Annotated in this window: 23 protein-coding genes; 6 read left to right on the forward strand and 17 right to left on the reverse strand. The window is 67.6% G+C overall.

What is annotated here, in order from left to right; all coding sequences use genetic code 11:
• Positions 1 to 27 precede the first annotated feature (27 nt).
• The 5 genes from AB8M85_RS01255 to rfbA form a co-directional block, all read right to left on the reverse strand.
• Positions 28 to 798, reverse strand: coding sequence for a hypothetical protein (locus tag AB8M85_RS01255; RefSeq protein WP_372696961.1), 771 nt, complete (start codon positions 796 to 798; stop codon positions 28 to 30).
• The gene (locus AB8M85_RS01260) at positions 795 to 1,289 is read right to left on the reverse strand and encodes a hypothetical protein (RefSeq protein WP_372696962.1); all 495 of its coding nucleotides are present in this window, start codon (positions 1,287 to 1,289) and stop codon (positions 795 to 797) included. Before AB8M85_RS01260 ends, AB8M85_RS01255 begins: the two co-directional genes overlap by 4 nt.
• A gap of 99 nt (positions 1,290 to 1,388) precedes the next feature.
• Positions 1,389 to 1,931 carry a tRNA (adenosine(37)-N6)-threonylcarbamoyltransferase complex ATPase subunit type 1 TsaE gene (gene tsaE, locus AB8M85_RS01265; RefSeq protein ID WP_372696963.1) on the reverse strand — a complete coding sequence of 181 codons (543 nt, stop codon included), beginning with the start codon at positions 1,929 to 1,931 and terminating at the stop codon, positions 1,389 to 1,391.
• Entirely contained in the window at positions 1,924 to 3,111 is a 1,188-nt protein-coding gene (gene alr, locus AB8M85_RS01270; protein WP_372697687.1) for an alanine racemase, read from the reverse strand. The genes tsaE and alr overlap by 8 nt, the downstream gene beginning before the upstream one ends.
• 39 nt (positions 3,112 to 3,150) lie before the next feature.
• Positions 3,151 to 4,035: a glucose-1-phosphate thymidylyltransferase RfbA gene (gene rfbA, locus AB8M85_RS01275; RefSeq protein WP_372696964.1), complete on the reverse strand. Its 885-nt coding sequence runs from the start codon at positions 4,033 to 4,035 to the stop codon at positions 3,151 to 3,153.
• A 75-nt stretch (positions 4,036 to 4,110) separates the two neighbouring features.
• Here rfbA and rfbB point away from each other — a divergent pair, with 75 nt between their 5' ends.
• The 3 genes from rfbB (at position 4,111) to AB8M85_RS01290 (ending at position 8,033) form a co-directional block, all read left to right on the forward strand.
• Positions 4,111 to 5,109 (forward strand): dTDP-glucose 4,6-dehydratase, encoded by a 999-nt coding sequence (gene rfbB / locus AB8M85_RS01280; RefSeq protein ID WP_372696965.1) that lies wholly within the window; start codon positions 4,111 to 4,113, stop codon positions 5,107 to 5,109.
• A 2-nt stretch (positions 5,110 to 5,111) separates the two neighbouring features.
• Positions 5,112 to 6,566 carry a sugar nucleotide-binding protein gene (locus tag AB8M85_RS01285; protein WP_372696966.1) on the forward strand — a complete coding sequence of 485 codons (1,455 nt, stop codon included), beginning with the start codon at positions 5,112 to 5,114 and terminating at the stop codon, positions 6,564 to 6,566.
• A gap of 132 nt (positions 6,567 to 6,698) precedes the next feature.
• Entirely contained in the window at positions 6,699 to 8,033 is a 1,335-nt protein-coding gene (locus AB8M85_RS01290) for a UDP-glucose/GDP-mannose dehydrogenase family protein (RefSeq protein ID WP_372696967.1), read from the forward strand.
• A 4-nt stretch (positions 8,034 to 8,037) separates the two neighbouring features.
• Here the strand turns inward: AB8M85_RS01290 and AB8M85_RS01295 are convergent, their stop codons facing one another.
• A complete protein-coding gene (locus AB8M85_RS01295) occupies positions 8,038 to 9,519 on the reverse strand; it encodes an NAD(P)H-hydrate dehydratase (protein WP_372696968.1) in 1,482 nt (493 codons plus the stop codon).
• Positions 9,520 to 9,522: 3 nt separating this feature from the next.
• Positions 9,523 to 9,873 carry a holo-ACP synthase gene (locus tag AB8M85_RS01300; protein WP_372696969.1) on the reverse strand — a complete coding sequence of 117 codons (351 nt, stop codon included), beginning with the start codon at positions 9,871 to 9,873 and terminating at the stop codon, positions 9,523 to 9,525.
• 171 nt (positions 9,874 to 10,044) lie between these two features.
• Between AB8M85_RS01300 and AB8M85_RS01305 the strand changes: the two genes are divergently transcribed.
• Positions 10,045 to 10,617, forward strand: a complete 573-nt coding sequence (locus AB8M85_RS01305) for a DUF664 domain-containing protein (RefSeq protein WP_372696970.1) — start codon at positions 10,045 to 10,047, stop codon at positions 10,615 to 10,617.
• Positions 10,618 to 10,674: 57 nt separating this feature from the next.
• Here the strand turns inward: AB8M85_RS01305 and glmS are convergent, their stop codons facing one another.
• Positions 10,675 to 12,549, reverse strand: a complete 1,875-nt coding sequence (gene glmS, locus AB8M85_RS01310) for a glutamine--fructose-6-phosphate transaminase (isomerizing) (RefSeq protein ID WP_372696971.1) — start codon at positions 12,547 to 12,549, stop codon at positions 10,675 to 10,677.
• A gap of 127 nt (positions 12,550 to 12,676) precedes the next feature.
• Between glmS and coaA the strand changes: the two genes are divergently transcribed.
• Positions 12,677 to 13,636, forward strand: a complete 960-nt coding sequence (gene coaA, locus AB8M85_RS01315; RefSeq protein ID WP_372696972.1) for a type I pantothenate kinase — start codon at positions 12,677 to 12,679, stop codon at positions 13,634 to 13,636.
• An 89-nt stretch (positions 13,637 to 13,725) separates the two neighbouring features.
• Positions 13,726 to 14,121 (forward strand): large conductance mechanosensitive channel protein MscL, encoded by a 396-nt coding sequence (mscL, locus tag AB8M85_RS01320; protein WP_372696973.1) that lies wholly within the window; start codon positions 13,726 to 13,728, stop codon positions 14,119 to 14,121.
• 92 nt (positions 14,122 to 14,213) lie between these two features.
• On the opposite strand, the gene glmM is transcribed toward mscL, so the two are convergent.
• The 9 genes from glmM to rpmJ form a co-directional block, all read right to left on the reverse strand.
• Positions 14,214 to 15,560, reverse strand: coding sequence for a phosphoglucosamine mutase (glmM, locus tag AB8M85_RS01325; RefSeq protein ID WP_372696974.1), 1,347 nt, complete (start codon positions 15,558 to 15,560; stop codon positions 14,214 to 14,216).
• Between the two features lie 195 nt (positions 15,561 to 15,755).
• The gene (gene rpsI / locus AB8M85_RS01330) at positions 15,756 to 16,256 is read right to left on the reverse strand and encodes a 30S ribosomal protein S9 (RefSeq protein WP_372696975.1); all 501 of its coding nucleotides are present in this window, start codon (positions 16,254 to 16,256) and stop codon (positions 15,756 to 15,758) included.
• Between the two features lie 41 nt (positions 16,257 to 16,297).
• Positions 16,298 to 16,741, reverse strand: a complete 444-nt coding sequence (rplM, locus tag AB8M85_RS01335) for a 50S ribosomal protein L13 (RefSeq protein ID WP_372696976.1) — start codon at positions 16,739 to 16,741, stop codon at positions 16,298 to 16,300.
• 295 nt (positions 16,742 to 17,036) lie between these two features.
• Complete coding sequence (locus AB8M85_RS01340) at positions 17,037 to 17,876, reverse strand: tRNA pseudouridine(38-40) synthase TruA (protein ID WP_372697688.1); 840 nt, start codon at positions 17,874 to 17,876, stop codon at positions 17,037 to 17,039.
• 193 nt (positions 17,877 to 18,069) lie between these two features.
• Positions 18,070 to 18,618 carry a 50S ribosomal protein L17 gene (gene rplQ, locus AB8M85_RS01345; RefSeq protein WP_372696977.1) on the reverse strand — a complete coding sequence of 183 codons (549 nt, stop codon included), beginning with the start codon at positions 18,616 to 18,618 and terminating at the stop codon, positions 18,070 to 18,072.
• An 86-nt stretch (positions 18,619 to 18,704) separates the two neighbouring features.
• Entirely contained in the window at positions 18,705 to 19,715 is a 1,011-nt protein-coding gene (locus AB8M85_RS01350; RefSeq protein WP_372696978.1) for a DNA-directed RNA polymerase subunit alpha, read from the reverse strand.
• A gap of 170 nt (positions 19,716 to 19,885) precedes the next feature.
• Positions 19,886 to 20,287 carry a 30S ribosomal protein S11 gene (gene rpsK / locus AB8M85_RS01355; RefSeq protein ID WP_343899997.1) on the reverse strand — a complete coding sequence of 134 codons (402 nt, stop codon included), beginning with the start codon at positions 20,285 to 20,287 and terminating at the stop codon, positions 19,886 to 19,888.
• Positions 20,288 to 20,324: 37 nt separating this feature from the next.
• The gene (rpsM, locus tag AB8M85_RS01360; RefSeq protein WP_372696979.1) at positions 20,325 to 20,699 is read right to left on the reverse strand and encodes a 30S ribosomal protein S13; all 375 of its coding nucleotides are present in this window, start codon (positions 20,697 to 20,699) and stop codon (positions 20,325 to 20,327) included.
• Positions 20,700 to 20,856: 157 nt separating this feature from the next.
• Positions 20,857 to 20,970, reverse strand: a complete 114-nt coding sequence (rpmJ, locus tag AB8M85_RS01365; protein WP_071894985.1) for a 50S ribosomal protein L36 — start codon at positions 20,968 to 20,970, stop codon at positions 20,857 to 20,859.
• Positions 20,971 to 21,032 lie beyond the last annotated feature (62 nt).

The raw sequence follows: 21,032 nt of genomic DNA on the forward strand, positions 1-21,032 counted from the left end.
GCCGCAGCCCGGTGTCAGCCAGGGCCCTCAGGCGGGATGGTTGGCGGCTTCGAGGATGCGCCAGATCTCCCCACTGCCGATGGGCACCAGCCGAATGGCCGGCGTCCCGCGGGTGGTGACGTGCCCGAAGGCGAAATTTCCGTGGTCCACGGTGCTGATGAACCCGTGGTGGCTGCCGGAACGGGTGAACACCTCCCAGACGAACCAATCGTCGTTCCACAGCGCTGGTGCCGATTCGAACTCATGGGGAGCGGCTCCCGCCGCGCCGTGGGCCCGGGCCGTGAAGACGGGCTCGGGCAGCTCGACCGCGGAGACGACCTGCGGCGGGTCGGGGCGGGCCCCGGCCCAGGCACACAACAGGGTGGGCATCTCGCTGTTGTCCACCCTGCGGATGGCGACCGGCAATTCGGCACCGGGGACCGGCGAGTGGCCGCCGGAGGCGCCGCGCAGGGTGGCGGCATCGGGGCCAAGGCTGACGGTGCACTGCCGGTCGCCGCAAGTGGCCACGACTTCCGACCCCATCCCCTCGTGGCGGCCCGTCGCCCGCCACGTTGCCGTCGGGTTGGCTGCCGGGGCAAGCAGGTCAATGCTTTGATCGGTCAGGCGGCCTGCAGCATCCACCCATCCCTGGGACGCCAGCTCCGCGACCACGGCGCGGCGCCGGCGGATCGTCGAGCGGCGCAGGCGTTTGCGCTGCCACGCGTCCAGCAGCAGCGGCCAGATGGCCGGACGGATCAGGGGGCCGCCGGGCCAGGGCGCGTCGGGGGAACCTGCCACGCCAGTTGATCGGTCATTCATGGGGTGATGTGGATCCTGTCCTCCAGCTCGTTGAAATCCTGGATGTAGCGGCCGAACAAGTCCAGGGGGCACGTCGCCGCGATTTCCAAGGTACGCGCTCCGGCGGACAGGACCCAACGCCGGGTGAACAGCGCCACTCCATCGCCACGATGTGTCAGGTCCATGCGCTGGGCCCGGTATCCCCCGATGCCGGCGCTTCCGATGTCGATCACGTAGAGCCCGTTGGCAGCCCCCAGGATGTCCCGGTTCCGGTATTCGAGCGCGACGAGGCTACCGGCTCCTGCCGCGCCGCGCGGCCGGTCCAGCGCCTGGCCACCGGGGCGGCGCATCAGGATGTCCAGTCCGTTCACAGTCACCGGCAGGGCGTCCCCGGCCAGCCAGGAGGCGTCCTCGTTCCCGGTGGCGGCGGCGGGACGGGCATGGCCGGTATGGCACGCCACGTAGCTGATGCCGGCCGCTTCCAACTGCCGCCAGCCCGCGGGCAATTCCACGTGAACCGATCGCACTGCCAGGCCGCCTTTCGTCCGGTCCAGCCTAGGCGTGCGGTCGCGTTCCCGCGATGGGGAGAACTCCCCATGAGCGGAACGGATTCAGAAGGGCCGCTGGTCCTTCCACCGGGTGCCGAAGGCTGCAATCGCAATCGAGCGGGGTTCGTCGACGTCCGTTTCGGAGAAGTCCAGCACGGGTTCACCACCCTGCTCGGCCATCGTCGATCCCGTGTCCCGGACGAGGGTGATCTCCAGCCGCGAGGCGCTGAGTTGTTCGGCCTTGCCCGTGCCCCATTCGACGACGGTGACCGAGGTGTCCAGGTCCTGTTCGAGGTCCAGGTCCTCGAGCTCGCCGGCGTCTGCCAGCCGGTAGGCATCCACGTGGACAAGATCCGGGCCCCCGGACAGCGAGGGGTGGATGCGCGAGAGGACGAAGGTGGGCGAGATGATCCCTTCCCGGACCCCGAGCCCGACACCGAGCCCCTGCGTGAACGTCGTCTTCCCTGCTCCCAGCTCGCCGTTGAGCAACACGAGGTCGCCGGACCTGAGCCCGGCACCGATCCGTGCCGCGAGTGCACGGGTCGCCTGGGCGTCGGGGGTGCTCAGCTCAGCGGTCCAGACCGGAGTGGTGCTGGTGTCAGACATCCTTCGGCCCCCAGGTGCCCTCCACATAGAGGCGGGGAACGCGGGGCGAGACCCGCGTGACGATCTCGTAGTTGATGGTGTGAGCGGCCGCCGCCCATTCGTCGGCCGAGGGGCCTTCACCGCCAAAGAGGACGGCTTCCCGGCCCACCAGGGCGGCGGGATCCTCCTGGGGCCCCAGGTCCACGACGAACTGGTCCATGGCGATCCGGCCGCGGCTGGGAAGCGTCCGCCCGTCGATCAGCACGGGGCCACCCACCGCCGAACGGGGCACCCCGTCCCCGTAGCCCATCGGGATGAGCGCGAGCGAAGTGGGTTCGGCGGTCCGGTAGGTCAGCCCGTAGGAGACTCCTTGCCCGGCCGGAACGTTCTTGACGTTGGCGATCCGTGCCACCAGCCGCATGGCCGGCCGCAGACCCAGGTCCTGGGACGTCTGGTCGGAGAACGGACTCAGGCCGTACATCCCCAGTCCCAGCCGCACCATGTCGAAATGCGCATCAGGGCGGGACAGGATGGCCGGTGTGTTGGCCGCGTGGCGTACTTCGAGGTCGAACCCGGCCCCTTCCGCCAGGTCCACTGCCTCGCGGAAGAGCGTGAGTTGGCTGTCCGTTTCCGCGCGGTCCGGTTCATCGGCCACAGCCAAGTGCGTGAAAACGCCGACGACCCGCAGCAGGCCCTCGTCCTGGTAGGCCGCCGCCGCCCGGAGCAGGCGCTCCCACTGTGCCGGCGGACAACCGTTGCGCCCCAGTCCCGTGTCGATCTTCAAGTGCACGCGGGCCGGTTGCTCGGCCTGCTTGGCCGCTGCCGCGATCCGGTCCAGTTCCCAACCGGAGACGCCCAGGTCGATGTTCCGGGCGATCGCCTCGGCAAACGGCGCGTCGGTGGTGTGCAGCCAGGCCAGCGTGGGCGCGGTGATACCCGCATCGCGGACCACCAGGGCCTCGCTGATATGCGCGAAACCCAGCCAGCCGGCGCCGGCCTGCAGCGCCGCGGCGGCCACGGGCAGGACGCCATGCCCGTAGGCGTCGGCCTTGAGCACGGCCATGACCGTCGCCGGGGCGGCGAGTTCGATTACCCGCTTGACGTTGTCCCGGATGGCCGAAAGGTCGATCTCGGCGCGGCGTTCGAAAAGGGGCCCCGGCCCGAATCCATGCCCCGCGTCTTCGGGGACGCCGCTCTCCAACCGGGGTTCTGTTTGCGAAGTCACGCTTTCATTCTCGCACTAGCTGCCCACGCGCTGGGCTGCGGCCTCCACGAGGTTGAGCAGGTACTGGCCGTAGCCGCTCTTGACCAGCGGGCGGGCCAGCGCATCGAGTTGGGAATCGGTGATGAACCCCTGCCGCCAGGCGATCTCCTCCGGTGCGCTGAGCTTCAGGCCCTGCCGGGCATCGATGGTGCGGATGTAGTTGGAGGCGTCGTTGAGCGACTCGAAGGTACCCGTATCCAGCCAGGCGGTGCCGCGGGGCAGGACCGAGACCTTCAATTCGCCCAGTTGGAGGTAGCGCCGGTTCACATCGGTGATCTCCAGCTCCCCCCGTGCGGAGGGCTTCAGCGAGCGGGCGATGTCGATGACCTTGTTGTCGTAGAAGTACAGGCCTGGCACGGCGTAGTTGCTGCGCGGGTTCTCGGGCTTCTCCTCCAACGAGACCGCGTTGCCGTCGCCGTCGAATTCCACGACGCCGTAGGCCTGCGGGTCCGCCACGTGGTAGCCGAACACGGCGGCGCCATCGAGGTCGTTGAGTTTTTGCAGCTGCGTGCCCAGGCCCGAGCCGTAGAAGATGTTGTCGCCCAGGACCAGGGCGACCTTGCCGTCGCCGATGTGCTCCTCGCCAATCAGGAACGCCTGGGCGAGCCCATCCGGGGAGTCCTGCACCGCATAGCTCAGCGCCAGGCCCCACTGCGACCCGTCGCCGAGCAGCCGTTGGAACTGGTCGGCGTCGTGCGGGGTGGTGATCAGCAGGATCTCGCGGATGCCGGCGAGCATCAGCGTGGCCAGCGGATAGTAGATCATCGGCTTGTCGTAGACCGGGACGAGCTGCTTGCTGATGCCCTGGGTGATCGGGTGCAGCCGCGACCCCGTACCACCGGCAAGTATGATTCCCCTCATGGGGCCAAGGTTACGTTGCCGTGCCCGTGAAAGGGTAGGGCCACGACGCCGTCACGACCGGGTAATCTGATCGGCATGGAGAACCTTGTGGTCACCGGCGGTGCCGGATTCATCGGATCCAACTTCGTGCACTACCTCCTGGAGCACACCCAGGCCCGGGTCACGGTGCTGGACAAGCTGACCTACGCGGGAAACCGGGCGTCGCTGGAGGGCCTGGACCCGGATCGCTTCCGCCTGGTCGAAGGCGACATCTGCGACGCGTCCCTGGTGGATTCCCTCGTCGGCGAGGCCGACGCCGTCGTGCATTACGCGGCCGAGTCACACAACGACAACTCCCTGCACGACCCGCGCCCCTTCCTGGACACCAACATCACCGGCACCTACACCCTGCTCGAAGCCGTCCGCCGGCACGGCACCCGGTACCACCACATCTCCACCGACGAGGTCTATGGCGACCTGGAGCTCGAGGACCCGCAGCGTTTCACCGAGTCCACCCCCTACAACCCCTCCAGCCCGTACTCCTCGACCAAGGCCGGCTCCGACCTGCTCGTGCGGGCCTGGGTCCGCTCGTTCGGGGTCGCCGCGACGATCAGCAACTGCTCGAACAACTACGGGCCCTACCAGCACGTGGAGAAGTTCATCCCCCGCCAGATCACCAACCTGATCGACGGGATCCGCCCGCGCCTCTACGGCCGCGGGGCCAACGTGCGCGACTGGATCCACGCCGACGACCACTCCAGCGCCGTCTGGACGATCCTGAACCACGGCCGGATCGGGGAGACCTACCTCATCGGGGCCGACGGCGAACGCAACAACCTCGACGTCGTCAAGGCCCTGCTGGGCATCTTCGGCCAGCAGCCCGATGCGTTCGACCACGTCACCGACCGCGCCGGCCACGACCTGCGCTACGCCATCGACTCCACCAAGCTGCGCACCGAACTCGGCTGGACCCCGGCCCGCGCGGACTTCACCGCCGGCCTGGCCGACACCGTTGGCTGGTACCGGGACAACGAGCACTGGTGGCGGCCGCAAAAGGCAGCGACCGAGGCGAAGTACCAGCAGGCGGGACACTGAGCATGGGCGGCAACGAAGCACCCACCGGACCCGCTCCCCTGGCCGCGACGCCGGTGCCGGACATCCCCGGGATGCTCGTGATCACCCTGCCGGTGCACGGGGACAACCGCGGCTGGTTCAAGGAAAACTGGCAACGCGCGAAGATGACCGCTCTGGGCCTGCCGGACTTCGGGCCCGTGCAGAACAACATCTCCTTCAACGCGACCGCCGGCACCACTCGCGGCATCCACGCCGAACCCTGGGACAAGTACGTCTCCGTGGCCACAGGACGGATCTTCGGCGCCTGGGTCGACCTGCGCGCCGGGGACTCCTTCGGCGCCGTGTTCACCACCGAGCTCGGCCCTGACACCGCCGTGTTCGTCCCCCGCGGGGTCGGCAACGCCTTCCAGACCCTTCAAGCGGACACCGCCTACACCTACCTGGTCAACGACCACTGGTCCGCCGAGGCCACCGGCCAGTACGCGTTCGTGAACCTCGCCGACGAGACCGCCGCCATCGACTGGCCCATCCCCCTGGAGCAAGCCGAACTCTCCGCCAAGGACCGTGCCCACCCGCGCCTGGCCGACGTCGACCCCGTGGCCCCGCTGCGCACCCTTGTCCTGGGCGCCGGCGGCCAGCTCGGCACCGCCCTACGCCGCGCCTTCGCCGCACGCGAGGACGTCGACTATGCCACCCGCACCGACCTGGATCTCACCGACACCACCGCCCTGGCGGCACGTGACTTCTCCGGCTATGCCACCATCATCAATGCCGGGGCCTACACCCGCGTCGACGAGGCCGAAACCCCTGCCGGCCGCACCGCGGCCTGGGCCGCCAACGCCACCGGTGTCGCCGCCCTGGCCCGGGTCTGCACGGAGCACAACCTCACCCTGGTGCACGTCTCCAGCGACTACGTCTTCGACGGGACCTCCCCGGTCCCCTACCCCGAGGACGCCGCCCTGTCTCCGCTGGGGGTCTACGGCCAGTCCAAGGCCGCCGGCGACCTCGCCGCGACCACCGTCCCGCGCCATTACCTCATCCGCACCAGCTGGGTCATCGGCGAGGGCAACAACTTCGTGGCCACCATGCTCGATCTCGCCGCCCGCGGGATCAGCCCATCGGTCGTCGACGACCAGTACGGCCGCCTGTCCTTCACCGACACCCTCGCCGAGGGCATCGCCCACCTCCTCGCCTCCGGCGCCGCCTACGGGACCTACAACCTGACCAACGGCGGGGAACCCGCCAGCTGGGCCGACATCGCCGCCGAGGCCTTCGCCGCCGCCGGCCGCGACCGCCGCGACGTCACCGGCACCAGCACCGCCGAATACTTCGCCGGCAAGCAGGCAGCACCCCGCCCCCTGAACTCCGTGCTGGACCTGACCCGGATCCACGCCACCGGCTTCACCCCCCAGGACCAGCACGAAGCCCTCCGGGCCTACCTCGACGCCCGTACCACCGACCCGTCCGGCCGGGCCTGACGCACCTAGCCGGCCGGGAGGTGTTTTCCTCCGCGCTCGTTCCCGTTTCCGGGTGCGTCACCCGCCACCTGCCGGAGGTCGCTAACATGGTCGGAGTCCCCCGGCCCCGGCACAGAACCAGTGAGGTTTTCCATGACACCCAGGATTTCAGTGATCGGCACCGGGTACCTCGGGGCGACCCATGCGGCCTGCATGGCCGAACTCGGCTTCGAGGTCATCGGAGTCGACGTGGACCAGCAGAAGATCGACCGCCTGTCCCGGGGGGAGCTGCCGTTCCACGAACCCGGCCTGCCCGAGCTCCTGGTCAAGCACGTAGACTCCGGACGCCTGCGTTTCACCACCGACTACTCGGAGGTCGGAGGCTGGGCCGACGTCCACTTCATCGGCGTCGGAACCCCGGAACGGGCCGCCGACCGGGGAGCGGACCTGCGCTACGTCGACGCCGCGGTCCGCTCGCTGGCCCAGCACATCACCCGCGACGCCCTGATCGTCGGCAAGTCGACCGTGCCTGTCGGCACTGCCCGGCGGCTCGCGGGGGTCATCGCCGCCGAGTCCCGGGATGGGGTGTCGGTGGAGCTGGCCTGGAACCCGGAGTTCCTGCGCGAGGGCTTCGCCGTGAAGGACACGCTGACCCCGGACCGGCTGGTGTTCGGCGTCGACGGCGGGAGCGCGGAGGCCAGGCTGCGCGAGGTCTATGCGCGGGCGCTGGGCCAGGACACCCCCCTGATCGTGACCGATTTCGAAACCGCCGAGCTGGTGAAGGTCGCCGCGAACGCCTTCCTGGCCACCAAGATCTCCTTCATCAACGCCTTCTCCGAGGTGACCGAGACGGTGGGCGGCGACATCCGCACGCTCGCCGATGCCCTGGGCTTCGACTCGCGCATCGGGCGCAAGTTCCTCAACGCGGGCGTCGGCTTCGGTGGCGGATGCCTGCCCAAGGACATCCGCGCCCTGCAGACCCGGGTCAGCGAACTCGGGCTCAACCACACGATGGATTTCCTGCACAACGTCGATGACATCAACCTGCGTCGCCGCGACCGCGTCGTTTCCCTGGCACACCAGATGCTCGAGAACTCGGTGGCCGGGCGGCGCATCGCCGTGCTCGGGGTGGCGTTCAAGCCCGACAGCGACGACGTCCGCGACTCCCCCGCCCTGGACGTGGCCGGCCGCCTCTACAACGACGGCGCCGAGGTGACCGTCTACGATCCGGAAGGCAATGACAATGCACGACGGCGGTTCCCCCGCCTCGGGTACGTCGACTCCGTGGCCGAGGCGGCCGGCGATGCCGACCTGGTGCTCCTGTTGACGGAATGGCAGGAGTTCAAGGCCCTCACCCCCCAGGACCTGGCTCCCTGGGTTCGTGGTCGCCGCCTGGTCGATGGGCGCAATGTCCTGGACCACGCGCAGTGGGAGGACGCCGGCTGGACCGTCGCCGCCCTGGGCCGGAAGTTCGATCCCGCCGGCTGAGGCCCTACAGGCCGTCCCGACCCGCGAGCTGGGCCAGGCGCCCGGCACCGAAACCGCCCTTGCGGCCCGCGAGCCGGGCGGCGTCGCCGTGCCGGTACGCGGCGGCTGCCGCCAGTTCCACGAGCGCGCGGGTCCCCCGGCCCGCGGCGTCGGACGTGGCGAGCATGGCCCCCAGCATGCCGGTGAGCACGTCTCCGCTGCCTGCGGTGGCCAAGGCGGCCGGCCCATTGAGGCTGACCACGGTGTATCCATCCGGGGCGACGCAGATCGTCGAGTGGCCCTTCAAGAGGACGACGGAGGAATAGCCGACCGCAGCCCATCGCGCCCACCGCACGGGGTCCGCCGCGATGTCCTCGGCGGTGACGCGGACTCCGAGCCGGCCCAACAGGTCCTCGAGTTCGCCGGCATGCGGTGTCAAGACGAGCTGGGCGTGGCCTTGTGCCGGTTGCAGGACACGCAGTGCGCTGGCGTCCACCACGGCAGGCTGGCCCGATGCCAGCACCTGTTCGACGGCCGCCTTTTGGACGGCATCCTCGCCGATCCCCGGCCCCATCGCCCAGGCATCGACCCGGGCATCGGCTCCCTCGGTCGCGACGGCTTCGGGGACGGCGGACGCGATCAGCTGGGCGGGACGTTCAGGAGCGAGCGTGCGCAGCATGCCCACCGCCGTGTTGACCGCGGCCGTGGCTGCCAGCACTGCGGCGCCCGGGTACCGGTCCGAGCCCGCGATGAGCCCGAGCACGCCCCGCGAGTACTTGTGCTCGCTGCCTGTCGGCTGCGGCGTGACGGTCTCCACGTCGGATGTTCCGACGATCCGCAGGTCGGGGTGGCCGAGCACCGCGTCCAGGCCGATGTCCACGACCTCGACGCGGCCGGCATGCAAGCGTCCGGCGCCAACGCACAAGCCCGTCTTCAGCGCCCCGAACGTCACGGTGACATCGGCAGCCAAGGTGCCTTCCGGCGCCGCCCCCGTGTCGGCGTCCACCCCGGAGGGCAGGTCGCAGGCCATGACGGGCAGGTGCGCGGGCACGTCCGGCCTGGCCACCCGACCCCGGGCACCGGTGCCCAGGATCGCGTCGATGACCAGATCGACGTCGCGCAGCACATCCGTTGCGGCGCGGAAGCGCCGGGTCCTGCCCCGGGCACCGGAGCCGGGTACGGTACCGGAGACCACCCGGCCTCCGGCGCGGCGGAAGGCCTCCAGTGCCTCGGGATGGGCCCGGTCCCCGACCAGGATGGCGGTGCACGCCACGCCCCGTCCGGCCAGTCTCGCCAGCGCGAAGAGGCCGTCGCCTCCGTTGTTTCCCGTGCCGATCAATCCGGCCACCCGGGCGCCGTACACTGACCCGTATCGGGCGCGCAGCAGCAGCATCGCATGGTGTGCCAACCCGTGGGCGGCGGTGCGCATGAGCCCGGGGCCCTGCCCTTCCTCGATCAGGCCGGCTTCGGCTGCACGGATTTGTGTCCCGGTGTAGACGTTGATCATGCCCTAGCGCTCCGCCACGACCATGGCCGTGGCCAGGTCGCCGTCGTGGCTGAGGGACAGGTGCCAGTAGCGTACGTCTTTGGCGTCCGCGGCGCTGGCAACGGTGCCGTCGATGGCCACCTGCGGGTCGCCGGCGGCGTCGACGACGATCTGGCAGTGTTGCCAATTCATGCCCACGGGCGCGCCGAGGGCCTTGGCGACGGCTTCCTTGGCGGCGAACCGGGCCGCCAGCGAACGGTCATTCAGCGCGCGTTCGGCGGGGACGAACAAGCGCTCGCGAAGCGCCGGGGTGCGTTCAAGTTGGGCTCTGAACCGGGATACCTGCACTACATCAACACCAATGCCGACAATCATTGCACCAGCTTATCTGTTGTTGCCCCCGGCCATCGGCCGTCGCGGGCGCTGCCGCGAACCGCTGGCGGCCGGAGGCGGTCCCGGCGGCGGTCCCGGCGGCGGTCACGCCAGGGGTTGGGTCGCCGGCGGGAGCGGGGTAGCCTCGATTCCCCCCACCCGGAAGGAGCCCCCATGGCCGCCACCACCGCCCAGAAACTGCTCGACGACGGGTTCTCCCGCGTGGCCGAGACGGTTGCCAGCGTGACCGGTGACTCCGACGCACGCCTGCTGTCGTATCGTCCCGACAACCAATCCAATTCGGTCGCCTGGCTCGTGTGGCACCTGACCCGGGTCCAGGACGACCACCTGGCGGACCTGGCCGCAGTCCTCGCCCACCGCGCGGAACCGGCGGAACGCGGCGAGCACTGCGTTCCCTCCGGGCAGCAATGGGACGACGGCGGGTGGGCGGGCCGGTTCGCGTTGCCCTACGAACGCCACGACACCGGATTTGGCCATGAGGCAGCCGATGTTGCCGCCTTTTCCACCCTCGATGGCGAGTTGCTGGCCGGCTACCATGCGGCCGTGCACGAGGCCACGCGGGCGGTCATCGCCAACCTGTCGGAGCCGGATTTCGACAGGATCGTGGACCGGCGGTGGGAGCCGGCCGTCACGTCGTTGTCGCGTCTGGTGAGCGTCTTGAATGACACCACCCAGCATGCCGGTCAGGCGGCCTACGTCCGCGGCTTGGCCGAGCGCGCCCTCTGACGCCCATGCAAAAGCCCCGGCACCGAGGTGGCCCGGGGCTTTTGAGGCACTGCGTGCCTACTCGACGGTGACTGACTTGGCCAGGTTCCGCGGCTGGTCGACGTCGAAGCCCTTGGCGCTGGCCAGTTCGCACGCAAAGAGCTGCAACGGAACCGTCGCGAGCAGCGGCATCAACAGGGTCGGCGTCTCCGGCACGTGGAAGACGAATTCGGCGTAGTCGCGAACCGCTTCGTCCCCCGCCTCGGCGATGACCAGGGTCTTGGCGCCGCGGGCCCGGACTTCCTGGATGTTCGAGACGACCTTGGAGTGCAGCGAGTGGCGTCCGCGCGGGGAGGGCACGACGACGAAGACGGGCTGCCCGTCGTCGATCAGCGCGATCGGGCCGTGCTTCAGCTCGCCGGCGGCGAAGCCCTCGGCGTGGATGTAGGCGATCTCCTTGAGCTTGAGGGCACCCTCCATGGCAACCGGGTAACCGACATGGCGGCCCAGGAAGAGCACCGAGCTGGCGTCGGACATCGACCGGGCCAGCTCCTTGATGACCTCGGCACGGTCCAGGACTTCCTGGATCTTTGCCGGAATATCCTGCAGGTCGGCCAGGATGTCCTTGATCTGCCCGGTAAACAGGTTCCCGCGCAACTGGGCCAGATAGAGCCCCAGCACGTAGGTGGCGGTGATCTGGGCGAGGAACGCCTTGGTGGAGGCCACGGCGATTTCCGGCCCGGCGTGCGTGTAGAGCACGGCGTCGGATTCGCGCGGGATCGTCGATCCATTGGTGTTGCAGATGGACAGCGTCTTCGCCCCCTGCTCCCTGGCGTACCGGACGGCCATCAACGTGTCCATGGTTTCCCCGGACTGCGAGATCGACACGATCAGCGTGTGCTCGTCGACGATCGGGTCCCGGTAGCGGAACTCGTGGCTCAGCTCCACCTCGACGGGAATGCGGCACCAGTGCTCGATCGCGTACTTGGCCACCGATCCGGCATAGGCCGACGTGCCGCAGGCAAGCACGATGATCTTGGTGATGCTGGCCAACTTCGACGCGTCGATGCGCAACTCATCAAGGGTCATGCGGCCCTCGGAGTCGTAGCGGCCCAACAGGGTGTCGGCCACTGCTGTCGGCTGGTCGAAGATCTCCTTCTCCATGAAGGAATCAAAGCCGCCCTTCTCGGCGGCAGCGGCGTCCCAGTCGACGTGGAATTCCGTGCCCTGCGCGGGGTTGCCGTAGAAGTCGGTGATCGTGTGGTCGTCCGGGGTGATCGTCACGATCTGATCCTGCCCCAGCTCCACGGCACGGCGCGTGAAGTCGATGAAGCCCGAGACGTCCGACCCCAGGAAGTTCTCCCCGTCACCGAGTCCGACGACCAGCGGCGAGTTGCGCCGCGCGGCGACGACGACGCCCGGCTGGTCTTCGTGGACCGCCAAAAGCGTAAACGCGCCTTCCAGACGCTGGCATGCCAACTGCATCGACGCCGCCAGATCGCGGCCACCGGCGTGGGCATAGATGTCGCCCAGGAGGACGGCGGCGACTTCGGTGTCGGTCTCCGACACGAAGGTGTGGCCAGCGGCCTGCAGTTCGGCACGCACGTCGGCGAAGTTCTCGATGATGCCGTTGTGGATCATGGCGAGCTTGCCGCCGTCGGCCAGGTGCGGGTGCGCATTCACATCGGACGGCCCGCCGTGGGTGGCCCACCGCGTGTGGCCGATACCCGTCAGCGAGGCGGGCAGCGGGTTGGATTCGAGCTCGTCGACGAGGTTGGCGAGTTTGCCGGCCTTCTTGCGGGATTCAATGCCGGAAGCACCGAGTACTGCAATTCCCGCAGAGTCGTAGCCACGGTATTCCAACCGCCGCAATCCCTCGAGCACCACGTCGAGGGCGCCGTGGTCACCGGTCGTCTTTCCTGGGCGGCCTACGTAGCCAACGATTCCACACATGCGTCCAAGAATACCGTGCTCCCGCAGCCCCAATCGTCACCGCCGGGGCGCCGGTGCCCGAGATCACCGACGATGGCCCGTAACGCCGGGTTTGGGGATAGCACGCCCCAGTTGGCACAATTCAGGGGTGAGCTCACCCAGAGACAATGACGCCGGAGTCTCCCCCTATGTGGAGTTGGACCGTCAGACATGGGCGCGGTTGTCCAACGAGATCACCCAACCGCTCGATGAAGGCGATCTGATCCGGCTCAGTGGTCTGGGCGAAAAGCTCGACCTTACCGAGATACGCGATGTCTACCTGCCCCTGTCGCGCCTGTTGAATCTCTACGTCCAGGCAGCGGGCCAGCTGCACCAGGCCACGAACACCTTCCTCGGTGAGAGTACGCGCCGTACCCCGTTCGTCATCGGCGTCGCCGGCTCCGTTGCGGTCGGCAAGTCAACGACCGCACGCGTCCTCCAGGAGATGTTGCGCCGTTGGCCCGACACCCCGAACGTCGAGCTCGTCACGACCGACGGGTTCCTGCACCCGAACGAGGTTTTGGAGCGCAGGGGGCTCATGCACCGGAAGGGGTTCCCCGAATCCTACGACCGCCGGGCCCTGCTGCGCTTCGTCTCCACGGTCAAGTCCGGGGCCGAAGAGGTCCGTGCGCCCTGGTACTCACATCTGACCTACGACATCGTCCCCGGCAAGGAAGTCGTGGTGCACCGACCCGATGTGCTGATTGTCGAGGGCCTGAATGTCCTCGCCCCCGCGCAGGTCCGCTCGGATGGGACTGCGGGCCTGGCCCTGAGCGACTTCTTCGACTTCTCTGTCTATGTCGACGCCCGCACTCCGGCCATCGAGAACTGGTACGTCAACCGTTTCATGAAGCTGCGCAGCGGCGCCTTCGCCGACCCGGCCTCATATTTTCACCGGTATGCGAGCCTGACCGACTCGGAAGCCCGGGAAACGGCACTCGAAATCTGGCAGCGCATCAACGAGCCCAACCTACGTGAGAACGTCCTGCCGACCCGGGGCCGGGCGCAGCTGGTACTGACGAAGGACAGTGATCACTCGATCCGCCGCATGCTGTTGCGCAAGATCTGAACACCCGAAATCAACTTTCTGGGAAAACTCTGGCAAGTTCTTGTCCACCATTCCCGGCACAGGCGATCCTTGTGGGTAGAGTGGGCGGCATGTTACAGGGATTCAAGCAATTCATCATGAAGGGCAATGTCGTAGACCTTGCCGTCGCCGTTGTGATCGGTGGAGCATTCGCCACCGTCATCGATGCGCTCGTGAACAGCGTGCTCATGCCGCTGATCTCGGTGCTCGTGGGAACGCCCAACTTCGACAACTTCCTGGCGGTCGGCCCGGAACACGCGATCAAGTTCGGCGTCCTTCTCACCGCTATCGTCAATTTCCTGCTGGTTGCCGCGGCGATCTACTTCGTCGTCGTGATGCCGATGAACGTGATCATCGAACGCCGCAATGCGCGTCTGGCCGCCGGCCAGCCGGCGGAAGAGGAAGAGGTCGATGCGCAGGTGCTGCTCCTGACCGAGATCCGCGACTCCCTGAAGTCGCGGGGATGACACTCGCCTGGCCCGGCTCCACCCGCCAGCCGGAATGATGACGGGCCCTGTCCCCTCGGACAGGGCCCGTCATGTTCATCGGGCCAACCGGGCTACAAGGCGAGCTCGGCCAGGACGACCCCGGCCAGACGGTTGGCAATCAGGTCTGCCCTGGAGTGGTCGGTGGCCTCCACCATGACGCGGACCACCGGCTCGGTCCCCGACGGCCGCAACAGGATCCTTCCGGAGTCCCCGAGCTCGGTCTCGGCTCCGCGAACCGCGGCGGAAACAACCGGATTCGAGTGGGCCTCGTGCTTGTCCACTCCCTTAACGTTGATCAGCACCTGGGGCAGGACCTGCATGACCGAGGCCAGTTCCTTGAGCGTCTTTCCGGTAGCTGCCACGCGCGAGGCGATTTGCAGTCCCGTGAGCACGCCATCACCGGTGGTAGCGTAGTCGGAGAAGATCACGTGGCCCGACTGCTCGCCGCCGAGCGTGAAGTGCCCGGCACGCATCTGCTCGAGGACATACCGATCCCCGACGCCTGTTTCGGACACGTGGACGCCGGCGTGCTCCATGGCGATCTTGAGCCCCAGGTTGCTCATGACGGTGGCCACGAGCGTGTCGTCCTTCAGCTGGCCGGCCTCCTTGAGCGCCAAGGCCATGATCGCCATGATCTGGTCGCCGTCGACGATGGCCCCCTCGTGGTCCACAGCCAGGCACCGGTCTGCGTCGCCATCGTGCGCGATCCCCAGATCAGCCCCCTCCGCCACGACTGTCCGCTGCAGGTTTTCCAGGTGGGTGGACCCGTACCCGTCATTGATGTTGACCCCGTCAGGGCTGGCACCGATGACGACGACTTCCGCACCCGCGGTGGAGAAGGCTTCCGGCGAACACCCGCTCGCCGCTCCATGAGCGCAGTCCAGGACGACCTTCAGCCCGTCCAACCGGTGAGGCATGGTCTTCAACAGGTGGACCACGTAGCGATCCTCGGCGTCGGCGAAGCGCCGGATGCGGCCGACGCCGCCACCGAACGGGCGGGGTGGATCGAGGGCCATCTGCGCCTCGATGGCGTCCTCCTGGGCGTCAGAGAGCTTCTGGCCACCCCGGGCGAGGAACTTGATGCCGTTGTCCGGTGCCGGATTGTGCGAGGCGGAGATCACCACGCCGAAGTCCGCTTCCATGTCGGCAACGAGGTAGGCAGCCGCCGGGGTCGGGAGGATGCCCGCGTCGAACACGTCAACGCCAACGGAGGCGAACCCGGCTTCGATGGCCGAGGCGATGAAATCGCCGCTGATCCTGGGGTCCCGGGCCACCACGGCCAGGGGACGCCTACCCGCGGGGACGTTCTCCAGGCCGAGCACCACGGCAGCCGCTTCCGCCAGATTCATGGCGAGGGCCGGGGTGATCAGTTCATTTGCTTTTCCGCGCACGCCATCGGTGCCAAATAATCTACCCATCCTGGCTATCCTATCGCTCGGAGGTCGGTTTCGAATCGTCGTGGACAACGATCCGGACACGCTTTGGCGCAGCACGCTCCGCGCGCATGCCGCCCTTTCGCTTCCTTGACGGGGAAGACCCCCTAAAGGAAGAAAGCCCCGCAGCAGATGCTGCGGGGCCTTCGGCTCGAGACCCGAGGGTCTCGGACAACGCGTTTAGCGCTTCGAGTACTGCGAGGCCTTGCGTGCCTTCTTGAGGCCTGCCTTCTTGCGCTCGATGACGCGGGCGTCACGGGTCAGGAAGCCGGCCTTCTTCAGCGACGGGCGGTTGTTCTCGCGGTCGATCTCGTTCAGCGAGCGGGCAATGCCCAAGCGCAGGGCACCGGCCTGGCCGGAGTCACCGCCACCGTGGATGCGGGCGATGACGTCGTACGCGCCGTCGAGCTCGAGGAGCTTGAACGGTTCGTTGACTTCCTGCTGGTGCAGCTTGTTCGGGAAGTAGTCCTCGAGCGTGCGGCCATTGATGGTCCAGGCGCCGGTGCCCGGCACGAGGCGCACGCGGGCGATGGCCTGCTTGCGGCGGCCGACGGCGGAACCGCCGACGGTCAGCGCCGGGCGCTCCTTCGCGACGGTCTCTTCGGCCGCGGACGACTCGGAGGTGTAGGCGGTGGGAGCCGCACCCTCAAATTCATTCAGCTCTTCAGTGTTCTGAGCCACGATTCTCCTTGAAAACTAGTCTCTTGTTTCGGGGCCCAGCGCTACTGCGCGACCTGGGTGATTTCGAAGGTCTTGGGCTGCTGGGCAGCGTGCGGGTGCTCGGCACCGCGGTAGACCTTCAGCTTGGACAGCTGCTGGGCTGCCAGGGAGTTCTTGGGAAGCATGCCGCGAACGGCCTTCTCCACCGCCTGGACCGGGTTCTTCTCCAGCAGTTCGGCATAGCTGACGGACTTCAGTCCGCCCGGGAAGCCGGAGTGGCGGTAGGCGCGCTTCTTTTCGAGCTTGGCGCCGGTGAGGGCGACCTTCTCGGCGTTGATGATGACGACGAAATCGCCCATGTCCATGTGGGCGGCATAGGTTGCCTTGTGCTTGCCACGCAGCAGGGTTGCGGTCTGGCTGGCGAGGCGGCCCAGAACGATGTCAGTGGCGTCAATGACGTGCCACTGGCGGTCTACGTCGCCGGGCTTCGGGGTGTACGTACGCACGGTTATTGCCTTCGTTTCCTTGGATACTGGTCAAGCATTCCCCCTGCGGCGGCTGTGAGATCCACCGGCAAAAAGAACACTGTGTTATCGATGCGCTGTACCAGTTCTTCAGGTGAGGGCTGAATCCAACCGGCCATCCATTAGCTGCCTGCAGTCTCCACAGACCAGGGCCCTGCAACTGGGCCGTCACGCGGAGAAAGTTGTGTCAGGCATAGGACACGCACAACAGCTACCAACTTTAGCGCATCGGAGCCCCGCAGCCAAAAGACCACTCGGCACCTTCCCCCGGCGGGGCCTACCGGCGCCGGACATCCTCGGGGCGGCGCCGGGCACGCGTGGATTCAGCCCGGTCGGCCAGCTGGTGGTCGTCCGGATAGGCGACCTCCTCGAGCACGAGGGGGTGCGGGGCCGCCATGCGCGTCCGGTGGTCCCGCACTGGTTCACCGATACGGCGGCTGATCCAGCCCGTCTCCTCCTCGCCGTCGGCGACGCGCAGGACAGCGCCGATCAGGGTCCGGACCATGTTGTGGCAGAAGGCATCCGCCCGCAGGGTGGCCACGAGGATGCCATCGTCGTGCCGGAGGAACGAGAATTCCTGCAGGGTCCGGATGGTGGTGGCGAACTCCTTGGGCCGGCAATAGGACAGGAAGTCGTGGCGTCCGACAGCCGCAGCGGCCTCGGCAGTGAGGACTTCGGGTTCAAGCACGTTCCGATGCCACAATGTCGTTGCCCGCGTGAGCGGGTCCCACCGATCGGGGCCGTCGGCGATGCGGTAGGTGTAGCGCCGCCAGAGGGCGGAGAAGCGGGCATCGAAACCGGGGGCGGCCGCCCGCGCGTCGTGCACGAAGACCTCTCCCCCGATCCTGCTGGTGACACCCCGAACGCGCCTCAGCAAGGCCTCGTCCTCGGTGAGCTTCTTGCCACGTGGCAGGGACAGATACTCGCGTTCGGTCAGGTCGAAGTGCACGACCTGGCCACGGGCGTGGACGCCGGCGTCCGTCCGGCCGGCCACGGTGGTGCGCACGGGGCGGCGGAACAGCAGTTCCAGGGCTTCTTCCACGCTGCCCTGGACGGTCCGGCGGCCCGGCTGCGTGGCCCAACCCGAGAAGCCGGTCCCGTCGTAGGCCAGGCGCATCCGGATGCGTACCGTGGCGGGTTCTGCCGTGGCCGCATCTGGCACCGCGTTCGCGCCCCCTGGCACAGCGGCACCGGGCAGGGGAAAGGTGGGATGCATGCCCCGATTCTAGGTCGTCGGCGGCACGGGACGCCAAAAAGGGCCGGGCCCGTCCAATTGCGTGGACGGGCCCGGCCCCTGGAAGCGGACTGGCCTAGGCCTGGTCCTTCTTCTCGTCGGTCTCCTCGGCGGGAGCCTCGGCTGCTTCAGCCGGAGCGTCGGCGGCCGGGGTCTCAACGACCTCGGTCTCCTCGACCACGGGGGCCTCGGCGGGGGCGGAGGTCGTGGTGGCCTTTTCGGCCTCCTTGACGACGGCCTGCTTCGGCGATACCGGCTCCAGCACCAGCTCGATGACTGCCATGGGGGCGTTGTCGCCCTTGCGGTTGCCGATCTTGGTGATGCGGGTGTAGCCGCCTTCGCGCTCGGCCATGGCCGGGGCGATGTTGGCGAACAGCTCGTGCACGACGGACTTGTTGGTGCGGCTACGCGAGGCGATGGCCGCCTGGACGCGGCGGCGCGACGACAGGTCCCCGCGCTTGGCGAAGGTGATCAGGCGCTCGGCGTAGGGGCGCAGGCGCTTGGCCTTGGTGACCGTCGTGGTGATCGACTTGTGCTCGAAGAGCTGGGCCGACAGGTTGGCCAGGATGAGGCGCTCGTGGGACGCTCCGCCTCCGAGACGCTTTCCCTTGGTTGGGGTAGGCATTGTTGTTTTCTCCTCATATGGAGCCCGCTGGCCTGCGCGTCACCGCGCGGGCCCTTCGGGCAAAGTACATTACTTTGAAGGCGGCCTCAGGCCTCTTCGTCACCGTAGTCGGCGTCGTCTTCGTCGATGGCGGCAGCACGGGCGGCCAGGTCAAACCCGGGAGGGGAATCCTTCAGGGACAGACCCAGTTCGATCAGCTTCGCCTTGACCTCGTCGATGGACTTGGCACCGAAGTTGCGGATGTCCATGAGGTCAGCCTCGGAGCGGGCAACCAGCTCGCCTACCGTGTGGATGCCCTCGCGCTTGAGGCAGTTGTACGAACGGACGGTCAGCTCGAGATCCTCGATCGGCAGCGCCATGTCGGCAGCGAGCGCGGCGTCCGTCGGGGACGGGCCGATCTCGATGCCCTCGGCAGCGGAGTTCAGTTCGCGGGCCAGGCCGAACAGCTCGACCAGGGTCGTACCGGCCGATGCGACGGCGTCGCGCGGCAGGATGGAGTCCTTGGTCTCGACGTCGACGATGAGCTTGTCGAAGTCGGTGCGCTGCTCAACACGGGTGGCCTCCACGCGGAAGGTCACCTTCAGAACGGGCGAGTAGATGGAGTCGACCGGGATGCGGCCGATCTCTGCATCGAGGCTCTTGTTCTGTGCCGCGGAGACGTAGCCGCGGCCGCGCTCGATCGTGAGCTCCATGTCGAACTTGCCCTTCGCGTTCAAGGTCGCGATGTGCAGGTCCGGGTTGTGGAACTCGACGCCGGCCGGCGGGGTGATGTCCGCAGCCGTGACGACGCCGGGGCCCTGCTTGCGCAGGTAGGCGACGACAGGCTCGTCGTGCTCGGAGGACACAGCGAGGTTCTTGATGTTCAGGATCAGTTCGGTGACGTCTTCCTTCACACCCTGAACGGTGGTGAACTCGTGCAACACGCCGTCGATGCGAACGCTGGTGACAGCTGCACCAGGGATCGAGGACAGCAGCGTGCGGCGCAGCGAGTTGCCCAGGGTGTAGCCGAAACCCGGCTCCAAGGGCTCAATGGTGAACCGCGAGCGGTTCGGGGCTACTACTTCTTCGGTAAGGGTGGGGCGCTGTGCAATAAGCACTTACATTTCCTTTCAGCGAGCATCCGCTATATGACGCAACACATGTGGGTGGAAACGACGTCTGCCATCAGGCGTCCGTCTAGATCGGGCGAGTGAGCCGCATGCGGCGCGCACCGCCGTCGTTCCCGGATGTCGGGAACGACGGCGGTACGCGCAGGCAACGGGTCAAACTAGACGCGGCGACGCTTCGACGGGCGGCAGCCGTTGTGGGCGCTCGGGGAGACGTCCTGGATGGACCCCACCTCGAGACCGGCGGCCTGCAGCGAGCGGATGGCGGTTTCGCGGCCGGAGCCCGGACCCTTCACGAACACGTCGACCTTCTTCATGCCGTGTTCCTGCGCCCGCTTGGCGGCCGATTCGGCAGCCATCTGCGCGGCGTACGGGGTCGACTTGCGCGAGCCCTTGAACCCGACCTCGCCGGCCGAGGCCCACGAGATGACGGCACCGGTCGGATCCGTGATGGACACGATGGTGTTGTTGAAGGTGCTCTTGATGTGCGCCTGACCCAGCGCGATGTTCTTCTTGTCCTTGCGACGCGGCTTGCGGACCGCTCCACGAGTCTTTGGGGGCATTGCTAACTCCTACGAGATGTTTGGCTTGGACCGCTGCTTAGCGGGTCTTCTTCTTACCGGCGACGGTGCGCTTCGGGCCCTTGCGGGTGCGAGCGTTGGTCTTGGTGCGCTGACCGCGGACCGGCAGGCCCTTGCGGTGGCGGATGCCCTCGTAGGATCCGATCTCGACCTTGCGGCGGATGTCGGCTGCGACTTCACGGCGGAGATCGCCCTCGACCTTGAAGTTGCCCTCGACGTAGTCACGCAGCTGGACCAGCTGGTCGTCACTGAGGTCCTTGACACGAGTTTCCGGGGTGATCCCGGTCTCGGCAATGGTTTGTTCTGCACGGGTCTTGCCCACGCCGTAGATGTAGGTAAGCGCGATGACGACGCGCTTTTCGCGCGGGATGTCTACGCCTGCGAGACGAGCCATATTGGTGTCTTCCTCACATGATTCGCGGAGGTGTGGAGCAGCACGACCCTGTTGCCAGGTCCCCGGCCTCCGTGCCCGGGGGTGTGCGTCTCGCGTAATGGACGCTGTGCTGCCGATATTCGATTACTACGCGCAGGTTTCGGTTCCCGGAGGAGACTTAGCCCTGACGCTGTTTATGGCGTGGATTTTCGCAGATCACCATGACCCGCCCGTTGCGGCGGATCACCTTGCACTTGTCGCAGATCGGCTTCACGCTAGGGTTAACCTTCACGGTTTGGGTCCTTTGCGGTTGCTGTTTCAGTGGAACGGTAACTACCTTCACGTCCCCGGCGG

It is taken from the genome of Arthrobacter sp. JSM 101049, assembly GCF_041679245.1.
Classification (GTDB): domain Bacteria; phylum Actinomycetota; class Actinomycetes; order Actinomycetales; family Micrococcaceae; genus Arthrobacter_H.

Coding starts and splice junctions, on each gene's coding strand:
- AB8M85_RS01255 (WP_372696961.1), bottom strand. CDS start 798: ATGAATGACCGATCAACTGGCGTGGCAGGTTCCCCCGACGCGCCCTGG.
- tsaE (WP_372696963.1), bottom strand. CDS start 1,931: ATGTCTGACACCAGCACCACTCCGGTCTGGACCGCTGAGCTGAGCACC.
- rfbA (WP_372696964.1), bottom strand. CDS start 4,035: ATGAGGGGAATCATACTTGCCGGTGGTACGGGGTCGCGGCTGCACCCG.
- rfbB (WP_372696965.1), top strand. CDS start 4,111: ATGGAGAACCTTGTGGTCACCGGCGGTGCCGGATTCATCGGATCCAAC.
- AB8M85_RS01285 (WP_372696966.1), top strand. CDS start 5,112: ATGGGCGGCAACGAAGCACCCACCGGACCCGCTCCCCTGGCCGCGACG.
- AB8M85_RS01290 (WP_372696967.1), top strand. CDS start 6,699: ATGACACCCAGGATTTCAGTGATCGGCACCGGGTACCTCGGGGCGACC.
- AB8M85_RS01295 (WP_372696968.1), bottom strand. CDS start 9,519: ATGATCAACGTCTACACCGGGACACAAATCCGTGCAGCCGAAGCCGGC.
- AB8M85_RS01300 (WP_372696969.1), bottom strand. CDS start 9,873: ATGATTGTCGGCATTGGTGTTGATGTAGTGCAGGTATCCCGGTTCAGA.
- AB8M85_RS01305 (WP_372696970.1), top strand. CDS start 10,045: ATGGCCGCCACCACCGCCCAGAAACTGCTCGACGACGGGTTCTCCCGC.
- glmS (WP_372696971.1), bottom strand. CDS start 12,549: ATGTGTGGAATCGTTGGCTACGTAGGCCGCCCAGGAAAGACGACCGGT.
- mscL (WP_372696973.1), top strand. CDS start 13,726: ATGTTACAGGGATTCAAGCAATTCATCATGAAGGGCAATGTCGTAGAC.
- glmM (WP_372696974.1), bottom strand. CDS start 15,560: ATGGGTAGATTATTTGGCACCGATGGCGTGCGCGGAAAAGCAAATGAA.
- AB8M85_RS01340 (WP_372697688.1), bottom strand. CDS start 17,876: ATGCGCCTGGCCTACGACGGGACCGGCTTCTCGGGTTGGGCCACGCAG.
- rplQ (WP_372696977.1), bottom strand. CDS start 18,618: ATGCCTACCCCAACCAAGGGAAAGCGTCTCGGAGGCGGAGCGTCCCAC.
- rpsK (WP_343899997.1), bottom strand. CDS start 20,287: ATGCCCCCAAAGACTCGTGGAGCGGTCCGCAAGCCGCGTCGCAAGGAC.
- rpsM (WP_372696979.1), bottom strand. CDS start 20,699: ATGGCTCGTCTCGCAGGCGTAGACATCCCGCGCGAAAAGCGCGTCGTC.